This window comes from Prochlorococcus marinus str. MIT 9312 (genome assembly GCF_000012645.1).
GTDB classification, from domain to species: domain Bacteria; phylum Cyanobacteriota; class Cyanobacteriia; order PCC-6307; family Cyanobiaceae; genus Prochlorococcus_A; species Prochlorococcus_A marinus_L.
The window spans coordinates 509,777-522,500 of record NC_007577.1 but is presented as its reverse complement, the minus strand read 5'-3'; the positions used below and the strand labels follow the sequence as shown (position 1 = coordinate 522,500).

Here is a 12,724-nt window from a genome sequence, read left to right as displayed (position 1 = left end):
CTAATCTTCTATAAAGCATTAATTGATTCTATTGATAAAATCGTATCTCTGAGATGATTATCATCTAACCTAATAGATAAGGGATTTCCAATTAGTCTTGCAGTTGAGTAAAAAATATCATCTATTTTAATTAAACCATTCTCTTGAAGAGTCTTTCCTGTTGCGACTAAATCAACTATTGCCTCTGCCATACCTGTAATAGGACCAAGTTCGACAGATCCTGTTAAATGAACTATTTCTACAGGTATATTTAATTCATCAAAATAAGATCTTGCTGTTTTCGTGAATTTACTTGCTACTTTACAATTCGCGGGAAGATCAGTTGGTTTGGAATAATTGCTATTTTTCTTAACCGCCAATGACATATGACAACCCCCAAATCCTAAATCGAGTAATTTTGCGACTTTTAATTCAGACTCTCGTAAAACGTCATATCCAACAATACCCAAATCGGCCTGCCCATAACTTACATAAACAGGTACATCTCCATTTCTTACCAATAAGGCTTTAGCCCGTTTGCAATTTGATTCAAAGGTTAATGATCTATTATTTTCTTCCAAAGCATCAGAGAAATCTAACCCAGCTCTTTTAAAAATTGAAATTGAATCTTCTAACAGAGCTCCTTTTGGTAAAGCTATAGTAAACATAGATCAATTTTTCCAAGGATTCTTCATTCTAAGTTAATAATGGAATTTAATAAAGCTCAAAATATAATAGGACTTAGAGTTTTAAATGATAATGTCATTTGGTTATGGGAAAAAGATAAATCAGTAGTTGTTATAGATCCAGCGATACACGAACCAGTAATTAGATACATAGATGAAAACAATTTGTACATAAAAGCTATTTTGCAAACTCATCATCATTCAGATCATATTGGAGGAACGAAATATCTTATTGAAAGATGGCCAAATGTTCAGGTGATTGCTTCTTCCAAAGATAAAAAGCGAATACCCTTTCAAAATATATCTGTGGAGGATGGTGAAACCTTGAATATCTTAGGCGAAGAAATAAAAATAATTGAAGTATTAGGACATACAAACTCGCATATCGCCTTCTTTGTAAATGGTGAAAGTCCTGTCCTTTTTATTGGCGACACTTTATTTTCAGGAGGCTGTGGAAGAATTTTTGAAGGAACATATCAACAAATGTACTCTTCTCTAGAAAGAATAAAGTCTTTACCAAAAAATACCTTAATATATTGTGCTCATGAATATACCAAGGCAAATCTATTATGGGCATTGAATCTCAAACCTAAAGATCAAGATATAAAAAATAAACTTTTGCAAGTTGAAAAAAAACTTTCTATAAACGAATTGACAATTCCATTTTTACTGGATGAAGAAATGAAAATAAACCTTTTCTTAAGAGCAAAAAATTTAAAAGAATTTACTTTTTTAAGAGAAAATAAAGACTTATGGGTTTAAATAGATAAGTATCATCTTAAACAAATGTCCTCTAAGAAAGTAATTAAAACATCTAATGCTCCAGATCCAGTCGGACCTTATAATCAAGCAATAAAAGCTGGGGATTTTATTTACTGTTCTGGTCAAATTGCTATAGATCCAGCTACAAATGAAATAACATGTTTAGGTGATATAGAGAAGGAAACTATTCAAGTTTTAAAAAATCTCTCAGCTGTTCTTAAAGCTGGTGGAGCAAAGATCGCGGATGTAGTGAAAACAACTATTTATTTAACCGACTTGAGTAATTTTCAAATTGTCAATAATATATATAGCGACTTTTTCAACGTAGAGAATCCTCCCGCAAGGGCCTGTGTAGAAGTTTCATCTTTACCCAAAGGAGTTTTAGTTGAAATAGATTGCGTTGCATTTCTAGATTAATTTCTAATTATTGAGAAATTTGAAATTTGATCCAATTCTGCACCATATTTGTATAGATTATTAATTGGTAATTCCTCATTGGTCTATGTCGGCAGCAAAGCTTAATATAGATGAATTAGAAGCAGGCTATCCTTTATTTTGTAAAGCTCTTAGATTATTAATTTTAAAAGGTAACTCAGTTAAAGATATAGAAAAGACAGTTTGTTGGGGGCATCTCGAAACTTTAAATAGATGTCTCCCAGGGAGATATAAAGCTCCCACATATTTAATGGCTTTAATTAAACGAGATATTGCTAAGCCCAATAATTATTAAAAGAGATTAATCTTCTAAATAAAATTTATCTATATCCTTTGAAAAGTCTTTTACCTTATCAGATATTGATTTATTATCTAAAAAAATTGAAAGACTAACAAAATTCTTACCAAAGCTTATATTTGGATAGATATCCTTTTCTTTACATAATTTCTCAATTTTCTCCATGAATTTACTAATCTTTGAGTATTTCTCAAATTCAAATCTTTTTTCAATCCTCAAGGGTGATTCTCTTTCATTCCACATTAAATTCTTTATTGAAGACTAATTACACTATACATTCAGCAAAGTTTCTCAATAAACTTTTTAAGTTAGAATATTTAATCACTCTCCCAATAATCAATAATACCGCCAATTGTTAAATCGGTTTGAACTTCTGGATTAGGGCAAGCAAATCTCGCAGCCGAACCACTAGCAGTAAAAACCCAATTACCTTCTCTAGCGCCAACAGGGTCAACAGCAACTAACTTCTTTCCCTTGTTATTTTCCAATATTCGTAAATTCATATGGCCTAAGCCAGCAACTCTTTGAGTACATACCATCCTTCCTAATACCTTCATGATTTCCACGATTTCTATTCTCCTTTATTCATGCTTTTTCAGTATCCCAATGATCTATTATTCCAACAATCGTTAAATCGCTTGGATAAGATTTGCTTCCTGCAGCTTCCCTAGCAGCAGAACTTCCAACACAAATAACCCAATCTCCGGGCTTACAGCCAACAGCATCTACTGCGACCTTACTTGAAGAGCCATCCAATACAACCTGTAGATGTTTATGTTCAAAACCAGGAATCCTATTGGTAGATACAAGTGGTTTTACAACCTTGCAAATTAACATAACTAGTGAGCCTCCTCTGTTTTTTTATCTAAAGACATTCCAATAAGTTGGGCGGAATGAATGTTGTCCCTATCTCTAATAGTAGAGCAAGTATGTAACAAACCTTGATCAACTAAATTTTTATATCTAATTGATATCGCATTATTAACTCTTTCACAATCTTTTATTGCCCTCTCTTTTGCTCCAGGTACTTTGCCAGAGTAATCAAATCTTATAACTACTGGAATAGGTAGATCTTGAGAAACATTTAATCCAGTAAAAATCTTCACTCCTACATCCAAATCTGGCGCCCCTTCTTCGACTGTATCTAAGTGAGCAAAATAAGTTAAATTTCTGAGATGTACTTCTTTAAAACCTATACCAACTCCAATAAACCTCTCTGCATGACCAATATCTACATAAGAACCATTATGAAAACTCTTAACATAATCAATTTGAGAAATATTATTGACAATTAATTTATACATAAATTTTTCCAGCCCATTGAGTTTATCTTTTGAAGAATGCTTTGAAATTGTTTGACAAATTTCTCTTTCTGCATCCTCTTTTGAAAAATTTATTGTTGAATTATAAATTTCTAATGTAGAAATAGTTTTTTCTAAATCTATATTGCCATCGCTAGTTGACAAATGTATTTTTAATGAATCAGTGTCTGTATCAAGTCCAATTAACATTAAATCCACGGAGGCACCGCAGCAAAAGCTATTCTCTACAGCCTCTTTGAAAGCATATAGTTTATTTCTACCTTCTCCTGCAGCTAACCCGACATTACTTCCATGAGCTGCGCAACCCTGATGCAAAGGATCTACTGAACTAAAATGATAAGTTACAACTTTTAAGTACCTGGTATCTTTATGAGCTGCATTAGGAATATTCTCTCTATATCTTTTATGTTCAGTCTTTACCCATCGATTTACGGTATTTTCAATATCAAACAGTGCTCCAGCGTGGGATCTTCTTCTTACTGAACTAAAAGGTATTCTCATTACATAAGCGACTGAATGAGCTAATCGCCCATCTGAACAAGGAGTTATATCAAGTAAATGTATTCCACAATCTAAAAGAAATTTTTCAAAGTCTTCCGCATCTCTACTTCCAGCAGCACCTTCAAGCGGGTCATTATTAAAAAAATTATCACTAAGTTTCTCATGTTGTTTGAAAGCACACCATGCATATAAAGCTCTCATATCAAGAGGTTTAACCCAAGATTTATCTAATATATGAAGGGGTAAATCTATTCCCAAATTTTTTCTTGATATTGTCTGAGCCTTATTTATAAAATCTTCATGATGTTGTATACGAGCAATTTCCTTAAGAGTTGGAACAATTTCGTCAAAATCACTTTTTATTCTGCTTTCATAGCTAAATAGGTTTTCATTTTGAACATTATTAGTTAATTTATGAAACTTTCCGGGATTTCTTAAATCATTTGATTCTTTAGTTTGTATATGAATATTTTCCGTAAAAGTTTTCATTGGAGCTGTAGGCCCCAATGTGAAGTTCTTGGCTTTAGCCAGTCCTCTTAAAGGCATTATTTACTTAACCTCTTGCACCACCTGAAAAGGTAACAAGTTGTCCTTCACGAGTATTACCACTAGATCCAGTTATTAAGAAATCCGGTTTTTCTGTTTCCTCATTTCTTTTAACTTCTAAAGGGGGCATTGCGCTCATGTTTCCTGCTCTTGATGGATTTCTCTTTCTAGAAGAAGCTCCCTCTGTTCCTGTTACCTTATCACCGCGATCCCAATCATCGCCAGTTACGTTTCCCACGGATTGTCCTTCCCCTGTAATCCTAGATGCAACTCTTTTTTCTGGGGTCTTTGCAGCACGATCTACCTCTTCAATTTGCATTTTTTGTTTATAAGTAATATTTTTATTAGGTTCGAATCTAAATTTTTCAGTTCCAGTAACTTTATCTATTGCCATATCAAAAGGTCCTGTTATCTTTGAGCCATTTTCATATTCATTACCGGTAACACCTTGTGTATTTTTTTCGGAATATTTTTCTCTTGAAGGTGACTTAACAGAGAATTCGTTCCAAGAATTGCCTGCTGATTGTTCCGGATTCGCATACGCAGTATCATGAGGAGGATTATCACAAGCGTTTGAGAACTGATCTCCACCAACGTAGGGAGTTCCTGTTAGATTCTTACAAGCACCTTTCTTAGCACCTGTCATTACTCCGCCTATTCCCGGTTGCTGACCTGTAAGTCTGGCATTTGAATTATTTCCAGAATTAACTGTTGCTCGGGATTTCATATCTTCAGAAGTTTCACTACTACAATTTTCATTAATCTGATCTAAGCCTGCATATGGTGTTCCTGTTAACACTTTGCAAGAACCTGGTTCATCTCCAGTTACTGTTTTTGATCTTCCTGTCATAGTCCCACTTATCAAATTAGACTTTGAAGAAAGGCTTAAACCTACTTTCCTAGCTTCCGGTTTTGGTTTTGAACCGCAAAACTTCTCATATTGCTGAGATCCTATGTACTCATCACCAGTTACATTCTTGCAACTCCCATGTTCATTACCTGTCATATGGTCTGATCTTCCTACCCCTGTACCAGTTACATTATTCCCATTAAGAGTATTGTAGCTGCCTACTTTTTCAAATGCTTTACCTTTTGGATTTGGCTCAGATCCAAGATATTGATCTCCAGTCAATTGATGTCCAGAACCTGATTCATCTCCAGTAACTAGTGTTGATCTGCCAGGAAGTGAACCAGACACTTTTAATCCATCAATTGTAGTACTATGTTTAACCTTTGATGGATTTCTTGGAACATCACCACAATACTTCTGTGATTGATTAGCAGATACATACTCCGTACCTGTTAGGTGTTTACAAGTTCCTGGCTCATCCCCTGTAACTCTCTCAGATCTACCAACTTCATTACCAGTTACTTTATTCCCTGATGTTGTTGAGGTAACAGTAGATCTAAGTGGTTGTTTATAACTTGGTCTATCTTGACAAAATTGATCAATCACATCTGCTCCCATATATTGGGTCCCAGTAACTGTTCTACATGTACTTGCTTCATTACCTGTAGTTTTTAGAGATCTATTAGCTTGTGTTCCAGTAACTATTTGACCTGAATCAGTTTCACTTTTGCCAACTTTCCAACTAGCATCAGCAATATTTTGTTTGGCTCCATTTTTATTTGGACCACATGGTCTACATTTACCATTACCTTTATTACTACCTGTTGCACCAGTTTTACTTCTTAGCTCTCTTACTCTCTGAGAAATTTCTCTACTACTTAAATCTGGATCTCCCCTTCTAGCTAAAGAAGCTGCACTAGTATTTTGTTTAGATGCTGATTTACCATGCTTAGATTGAGCTTCTCTTCTCGCTAAAACAATATCTCTACTTGTATTAGAAATAGGCTTTCTCTTCTGATTAACTCTTCTTTTAACATTTGGTTTTAGAGTTTTAATTTCTGTATTATTTGAGTTTTGAATTTCTTGATTTTTAACAGCAGTTGATTTGACTTCGTTTACCGATATTTCTTTTTTAACATCAGTACGAGTTCTATCAGATGAATTTATAGCTGATTTGCCATGCGTAGACATTGCTTTTCTTCTCTCTATAACTAACTCTTTACTAGATAAAGTTTTTGAAGAAGACTTTATATTTATCTGAGTTTTTGGAATATGTTTTGTAGCAGGTTTAATAATATTTTGATTATTAGAAGAAGACTGAGTACCAGAAATCTGTATATCTTGAGAAGATCGAACTCTATCTTGAGTAGTCGAAGAATAAGCAGAAGCTTTTTTTCCACTATCACTCATCGCCTTTCTTCTTTCTAGTGCAATCTCTCTACTGGTTTTTTTTGACATAATCTTCAAATTTGAAACTCTTTAAAAAAAACTTTCTCCAATTTTTTTTGGAGAAAGATATTTACTACATAAAGTAGATTTAGCGTCCTTGGAAAACTACAAAAGCTGTTCCTTGGCTTTGTGTGTAAGCATCGTAACCGATGATTCTTACATGATGATCAGGGTATGCTCTATGACATGCCTCTAATTCACTTACAACCAAGTTAAGATCTTTTTCCCCAAAGAATGGGAGTTTCCAATAAGACCAATAAGTTTGCATACTTCCACTAGGGTGAACATGCTCAATGACAGGACTCCAACCTTGAGCAATTATGTATGCAATTTGATCGTATATTTCTTCCTGGGTCATCGGTGGTAAGAAACCGAATGTTTCCAGGGTTGCGACTGTTTGATAGTCGCCTACTGTGCTCTGGAAAGGCATAATTAATCTATATGTGAATGGAAATTACTCGTAATAGAACGAGATTTGTAGAAGTTTGAGGAGAAAAAGAATCTCCTCAATTTTGAAATTTGGTTTAACCTTGAACGTCAAGCTTGTCGACGGTATCAAACTCAAACTTGATTTCCTTCCAAGTTTCGAGAGCAATAGCTAATTCAGGACTATGCTTAGCAGCTTCCATAAGAATGTCTCTACTCTCTTTTTCGATTTCGCGACCCGCATTACGTGCTTTTACACAAGCTTCTAAAGCAACTCTGTTGGCTGCAGCTCCAGCAGCTGAACCCCATGGATGGCCATGTGTTCCTCCACCGAACTGAAGACAAGAATCATCTCCAAAAATCGCTAAAAGTGCAGGCATATGCCATACGTGAATACCACCTGATGCGACAGCAAATACTCCTGGCATTGAACCCCAATCTTGATCAAAGAAGTTACCTCTTGATCTATCTTCAGGAACAAATGACTCTCTTAAGTTGTCAATGTAGCCAAGAGTTGTTTGACGATCACCTTCTAGTTTTCCAACAACAGTTCCAGTATGCAATTGATCTCCTCCGGAGAGTCTCAAACATTTTGCTAGAACTCTGAAATGAATACCATGCTTTGGATGTCTATCAATAACAGCATGCATAGCTCTATGAATGTGCAGAAGCATGCCATTTTTACGACACCAGTTTGCTAATCCAGTATTTGCAGTAAAACCACCAGTTATATAATCATGCATGATGATTGGCATATCTAGCTCTTTTGCAAATTCAGCTCGTTCATAAAGTTCTTCAGGAGTGTTAGCAGTACAGTTTAGGTAGTGACCTTTAACTTCTCCAGTTTCTTGCTGAGCGAGCTTAACTGCTTCTGCAACAAACTCAAATCTTTCTCTCCAACGCTGGAATGGTTGAGAATTAATATTCTCGTCATCCTTCGTTAAATCAAGACCGCCTCTAAGACATTCATATACAACTCGACCATAGTTTTTACCAGATAAGCCTAATTTAGGTTTAATGGTACAACCAAGAAGAGGTCTTCCGTATTTGTTTAAACGATCTCTTTCAACTACGATTCCATTTGGTGGACCACCGCAAGTTTTGATGAAAGCAATTGGGAATCTAATATCTTCAAGACGTAAATGTCTTAGAGCTTTAAATCCAAAAACGTTTCCTACTAGAGATGTTAATACGTTTGTAATTGAACCTTCTTCAAAAAGATCTAGAGGATATGCGATAAAAGCATAAAAAGCTTCAGGATCTCCTGGAACGTCTTCAATTCGATAACAACGTCCTTTATAAAATTCTAAGTCTGTAAGTAACTCGGACCAAACTGTTGACCAAGTACCTGTTGAAGATTCCGCTGCAACAGCTGCTGCAACTTCTTCTCTTGGAACACCTTCTTGACCTGTACATTTGAAACAGGCTAGTAAATCGGTGTCTAGGGGTACATATTCAGGAGTCCAGTAGGTATCTCTGTACTCCTTTACCCCTGCATCATACTTCTTACTCATAAGGATAAATTTAGGTCTGTGTAGGGAAAATAATTATTGTGCAAAATTTATAAATCTTGCTTTACTTAATTAGTCCTTTTGACCAAGAAATTCACCGTTACCTAGGGCAGGTTCAACTTCTCTGTGAGGACGAGCAATAATGTGAGCTGCGACTAAACCATCACCAACTCTTTCACAAGCATCAGCACCAGCTCTAACAGCTGCGTTAACTGCTCCTGTTTCGCCTCTAACTAATACTGTGACATAACCGCCACCTACGAATTCACGACCAATAAGACGAACTTCTGCTGCCTTGGTCATTGCGTCTGCTGCTTCGATTGCAGGTACAAGTCCGCGTGTCTCGATCATGCCGAGAGCGATACCCATTGTTTCTGTAGCCATTGCCTACTAAATTACTAAATGTGGAATGTTCGTTTGCAAGAATGGTCCATTAAGTACTTATAAGTCAAGTGTTTTTACCTAAAAAGTCTATTAATCTTTTTTCTACCATTCATAAGATAAACTTATCACCCTTGGTATTATTGATATATTAATCCTTATGAGATTTAGTTAGAGCATCAAAACATACTATTGTGTTAATCAAAAATTTACATTAAGTTATCTCCGTACGAGGCAGGCCCTGTCTACACAGGTGTGGAATGTTCAACCTTTCCTGTCTCCGTATCAAGCTTTGAAGTAAGATAATATTCACCATAAATTTATTTGTTATTTTGAACCTTCCAGTTCTAACAATTGCCAGTGGCAACCAAAGAAAGGTATCTGAAATTTCAGAAATGCTTGATGTTTTGTCTTTAAGAGTAGAGAAGCAACCAGAATATTTAAATGTCGAAGAGACTGGAAATACATATTTTGAGAATGCACTTCTAAAAGCAAAGGCAGCTGCGTTAGAGACAAAAACTTGGGCATTAGCTGATGACTCGGGTCTTGAAGTAGATATTTTAGATGGTCGACCAGGCATATATTCTGCTCGATATGCCAAAAACAACGCTGAAAAAATCAAAAAATTAATCAATGAACTTTCTGACAGTCCTTATAGAAGCGCAAGATTTATAAGCTGTATGGTTTTATGTGATCCCTCAGGAAACTTAGTGAAGGATACAACTGGAATATGCTGGGGAGAAATTCTTAAGAAGCCCAAATACCCAAAGGGGGAATTCGAATCAATTTTTTGGGTTAAAGAAGCTAATTGTGTTTACGGAGAGCTATCACAATCACAACTAAGTAAATTAGGCAGTAGGGGTAAAGCTGCAAAAATTATTTCGCCTTTTTTAAAAAAAGAAATAGGTTTAAATTAAAAAAAATTCTCAATAATTCGAAATTTCTTCAATTGCTCTTATAGCTGCAGCTGCCGCTTCTTCTACATCCCCTTCTTTCCCCGCAAGAGTTAATCTACCAAAAGCTCCAACTGCCTTAACATCAACAACGGTTATATTAGATGCTTTTTCAGCTTCATTTGCTGCCTTTAAAACATATCCAGCTGGTTCGGTTTCTAATATGAACATGCTCATTCCAGATTGAATCATTGATCCACTTCTGTTTTGTCTATTTATTAGAACAGCATGATCTGGAGTAATAGCTCGAATAACTTCAGTCCAACTTGTGGCAGGTTTTGTTCTTTTTCTAACTTCACTTCCAATAGCATCTAGAACAACATCTCCAGAATGTAAAACGGTGCTTTGGTCTTTATGGTAAAGAGCAAGAGATCCAAATGCTCTTTCAACAATCATCTGCCCAAGTCTTACATTACTTGCTTTTAATGCAATATCAGTGACTCTATGAACGGCCATCCCAGGCGAAACTTCCATCCAAAGACATGAATCACCAGGAATAGGTAAAAAACCTCTACTAACCGTTCCCATATATGCAGCTAATTGAGGTTGCAGAGAATCTAAAAAAACATATGTTCTCAACTCAATTTGCTCAACTTGACTTGCTTGTCTGGATACCAAAGACTTTTCTGAATCAGTAGTAATAAAGCAGCTAGCACCACTGGACTGAGATTGCACCTCAGATCCTGTTACAAGAGAACTCCCTTTTTTTCGTTCTCCTCTGTTAAAGCTAGAAGTTGGTTCCATTCACGCGACTATAACGGATAATGGTCCATTTTTTCTATTAAATTTACTTGCATGCTGCCCACAAAACGATAACTTCAAGTAAAAGATATGCATTTTTATGGGAACATCTCAAAAAAAAGAACCAAATGTTTCTGGTACTGAAAAAGAATTAACTCCTGATCAAACTCTTGGATTAGTAAGCTTAAGCTTGATGCAAAAACTGTCTCAGAAAGACCCATCTTTTAGTTGGTTAGAAGAAGATAACATAGAAAAAGTAAATCTTAAGAACCTTAGAGATAGATTGGAGTTAACCCAATTAGCTATTAATACCGGAGCACCTTTAACGACTTCAGAAGTGACAGCTTTAATTGGAGCAAAACCTGGAAAATCTAAGTTAGAAAGAGCAGGATTATTAGCTACGAAAATAGCTAGAAATGTATGGAGGATTTCAAAAACAAGTCAAGGAAATTCCTTCTACAGAAATTAAATCACCCCCTAAAAAATCTATTTAATAATTCTCATTTAAGTATTTAAACATTCATATAAGTTTTTTAAATGTGTGCATTTTGTAAGAGAACTTATTAATTACTTTCTTAAATTAAAAAGTTTATGCAAGCTTAAAGGATAAGCTCTAAATATTTTTAATGAGTAAAGTAGAACTTAATAAAGAAACTGGGCCAAGAGAAGTCTTTTGTGGACTAACTTCAATAGTTTGGTTACACAGAAGAATGCCAGATGCATTTTTTCTGGTTGTTGGATCAAGAACATGCGCACATTTAATCCAAAGTGCTGCAGGGGTAATGATTTTTGCTGAACCAAGATTTGGTACAGCTATTCTCGAAGAGAAAGATCTTGCTGGTCTTGCCGATGCTCACGAAGAACTCGATAGAGTAGTAAATGATCTTATTTCTAGAAGACCTGAAATAAAGACTCTTTTCCTAGTTGGTTCTTGCCCTAGCGAAGTTATTAAGCTTGATCTTGCAACTGTTTCTGAAAAATTAAACAAACGATTTTTAGGTCAAGTAAGATTTGTGAACTACTCAGGTAGTGGGATCGAAACTACATTTACACAAGGAGAAGATGGTGCATTAAAAGCTCTTGTCCCCTTAATGGAATCTACAGATGATGAGAAATTATTATTAGTTGGGACATTAGCGAATAATGTTGAAGATAGATTCAAGAAGATTTTCAATCATATTGGGATAACTAATGTTGAAAGTTTTCCTCCCAGGCAATCAACTGAATTACCAAAAATCGGAAAGAACACAAAGGTTTTATTAACTCAACCATACTTAAGTGATACGGTCAGGGACCTTAAGCATCGTGGTTGTGAGATAATTTATGCTCCATTTCCATTAGGTGTGGAGGGCAGCAGTAAATGGTTTTTAGCTGGGGCAGATGCTTTTAAAATTAATGAATTAAAAGTTCATGAGGTAATTGCTCCTTTAGCTAATAGAGCTAGGCAAGCACTAGAAAAACATACTGAAATATTAAGAGGTAAAAAATTATTCCTTTTACCAGAATCACAACTTGAGATTTCATTAGCAAGATTTTTACATAACGAATGTGGAATGGAGCTAATTGAAGTTGGAACTCCATACTTAAATAAAGATTTGATGGATGAGGAGCTTAATTTATTACCGGATGATACAAAAATAGTTGAAGGTCAGCATGTAGAGAAACAACTTGATCGTGTTAGAGCTACAAGTCCTGACTTGGTAGTTTGTGGGATGGGTTTAGCCAACCCACTGGAAGCAGAGGGTATTAGTACAAAATGGTCTATAGAAATGGTATTTAGTCCAATACACGGAATTGATCAAGCAGCTGACTTGGCTGGACTTTTCTCAAGGCCTTTAAAAAGGAATCAAATACTTACATCCAAAACATTAGCGACTCATTAAA

The 12,724-nt window shown here is 35.4% G+C and carries 16 protein-coding genes; 6 read left to right on the top strand and 10 right to left on the bottom strand.

What is annotated here, in order from left to right; all coding sequences use genetic code 11:
- Positions 1-8: 8 nt before the first annotated feature.
- A complete protein-coding gene (hisG, locus tag PMT9312_RS02875; protein ID WP_011376116.1) occupies positions 9-647 on the bottom strand; it encodes an ATP phosphoribosyltransferase in 639 nt (212 codons plus the stop codon).
- A 39-nt stretch (positions 648-686) separates the two neighbouring features.
- Between hisG and gloB the strand changes: the two genes are divergently transcribed.
- From gloB to PMT9312_RS02860, 3 genes are all read left to right on the top strand, one after another.
- Positions 687-1,427, top strand: a complete 741-nt coding sequence (gloB, locus tag PMT9312_RS02870) for a hydroxyacylglutathione hydrolase (RefSeq protein WP_011376115.1) — start codon at positions 687-689, stop codon at positions 1,425-1,427.
- A 24-nt stretch (positions 1,428-1,451) separates the two neighbouring features.
- The gene (locus PMT9312_RS02865) at positions 1,452-1,844 is read left to right on the top strand and encodes a RidA family protein (RefSeq protein ID WP_011376114.1); all 393 of its coding nucleotides are present in this window, start codon (positions 1,452-1,454) and stop codon (positions 1,842-1,844) included.
- Between the two features lie 85 nt (positions 1,845-1,929).
- Positions 1,930-2,157, top strand: coding sequence for a DUF3136 domain-containing protein (locus tag PMT9312_RS02860; RefSeq protein ID WP_002806681.1), 228 nt, complete (start codon positions 1,930-1,932; stop codon positions 2,155-2,157).
- A 6-nt stretch (positions 2,158-2,163) separates the two neighbouring features.
- Here the strand turns inward: PMT9312_RS02860 and PMT9312_RS02855 are convergent, their stop codons facing one another.
- The 8 genes from PMT9312_RS02855 to PMT9312_RS02820 all read right to left on the bottom strand — a co-directional run bounded on the left by PMT9312_RS02855 (position 2,164) and on the right by PMT9312_RS02820 (position 9,149).
- Complete coding sequence (locus PMT9312_RS02855) at positions 2,164-2,403, bottom strand: 4a-hydroxytetrahydrobiopterin dehydratase (protein ID WP_011376113.1); 240 nt, start codon at positions 2,401-2,403, stop codon at positions 2,164-2,166.
- A gap of 74 nt (positions 2,404-2,477) precedes the next feature.
- On the bottom strand, positions 2,478-2,726 hold the full coding sequence (locus tag PMT9312_RS02850) for a carboxysome peptide B (protein WP_011376112.1): 249 nt from the start codon (positions 2,724-2,726) through the stop codon (positions 2,478-2,480).
- Positions 2,727-2,745: 19 nt separating this feature from the next.
- Entirely contained in the window at positions 2,746-2,997 is a 252-nt protein-coding gene (locus PMT9312_RS02845) for a carboxysome peptide A (protein WP_011376111.1), read from the bottom strand.
- A gap of 2 nt (positions 2,998-2,999) precedes the next feature.
- Positions 3,000-4,529: a carboxysome shell carbonic anhydrase gene (locus tag PMT9312_RS02840; protein ID WP_011376110.1), complete on the bottom strand. Its 1,530-nt coding sequence runs from the start codon at positions 4,527-4,529 to the stop codon at positions 3,000-3,002.
- 7 nt (positions 4,530-4,536) lie between these two features.
- Positions 4,537-6,837 (bottom strand): carboxysome assembly protein CsoS2, encoded by a 2,301-nt coding sequence (locus tag PMT9312_RS02835; RefSeq protein WP_011376109.1) that lies wholly within the window; start codon positions 6,835-6,837, stop codon positions 4,537-4,539.
- Between the two features lie 79 nt (positions 6,838-6,916).
- Complete coding sequence (locus tag PMT9312_RS02830; RefSeq protein WP_011376108.1) at positions 6,917-7,258, bottom strand: ribulose bisphosphate carboxylase small subunit; 342 nt, start codon at positions 7,256-7,258, stop codon at positions 6,917-6,919.
- 94 nt (positions 7,259-7,352) lie between these two features.
- Positions 7,353-8,768 carry a form I ribulose bisphosphate carboxylase large subunit gene (locus PMT9312_RS02825; protein ID WP_002805854.1) on the bottom strand — a complete coding sequence of 472 codons (1,416 nt, stop codon included), beginning with the start codon at positions 8,766-8,768 and terminating at the stop codon, positions 7,353-7,355.
- 69 nt (positions 8,769-8,837) lie between these two features.
- Positions 8,838-9,149 carry a BMC domain-containing protein gene (locus tag PMT9312_RS02820; protein WP_002807869.1) on the bottom strand — a complete coding sequence of 104 codons (312 nt, stop codon included), beginning with the start codon at positions 9,147-9,149 and terminating at the stop codon, positions 8,838-8,840.
- Between the two features lie 329 nt (positions 9,150-9,478).
- On the opposite strand from PMT9312_RS02820, the gene PMT9312_RS02815 reads away from it, so the two are divergent.
- A complete protein-coding gene (locus PMT9312_RS02815; protein WP_011376107.1) occupies positions 9,479-10,063 on the top strand; it encodes a non-canonical purine NTP pyrophosphatase in 585 nt (194 codons plus the stop codon).
- A gap of 9 nt (positions 10,064-10,072) precedes the next feature.
- On the opposite strand, the gene PMT9312_RS02810 is transcribed toward PMT9312_RS02815, so the two are convergent.
- A complete protein-coding gene (locus PMT9312_RS02810) occupies positions 10,073-10,843 on the bottom strand; it encodes a hypothetical protein (protein ID WP_011376106.1) in 771 nt (256 codons plus the stop codon).
- Positions 10,844-10,940: 97 nt separating this feature from the next.
- Between PMT9312_RS02810 and PMT9312_RS02805 the strand changes: the two genes are divergently transcribed.
- Together PMT9312_RS02805 and PMT9312_RS02800 are read left to right on the top strand one after the other, a co-directional pair.
- A complete protein-coding gene (locus tag PMT9312_RS02805) occupies positions 10,941-11,309 on the top strand; it encodes a hypothetical protein (RefSeq protein WP_011376105.1) in 369 nt (122 codons plus the stop codon).
- 157 nt (positions 11,310-11,466) lie between these two features.
- A complete protein-coding gene (locus tag PMT9312_RS02800; RefSeq protein ID WP_011376104.1) occupies positions 11,467-12,723 on the top strand; it encodes a ferredoxin:protochlorophyllide reductase (ATP-dependent) subunit N in 1,257 nt (418 codons plus the stop codon).
- Position 12,724 lies beyond the last annotated feature (1 nt).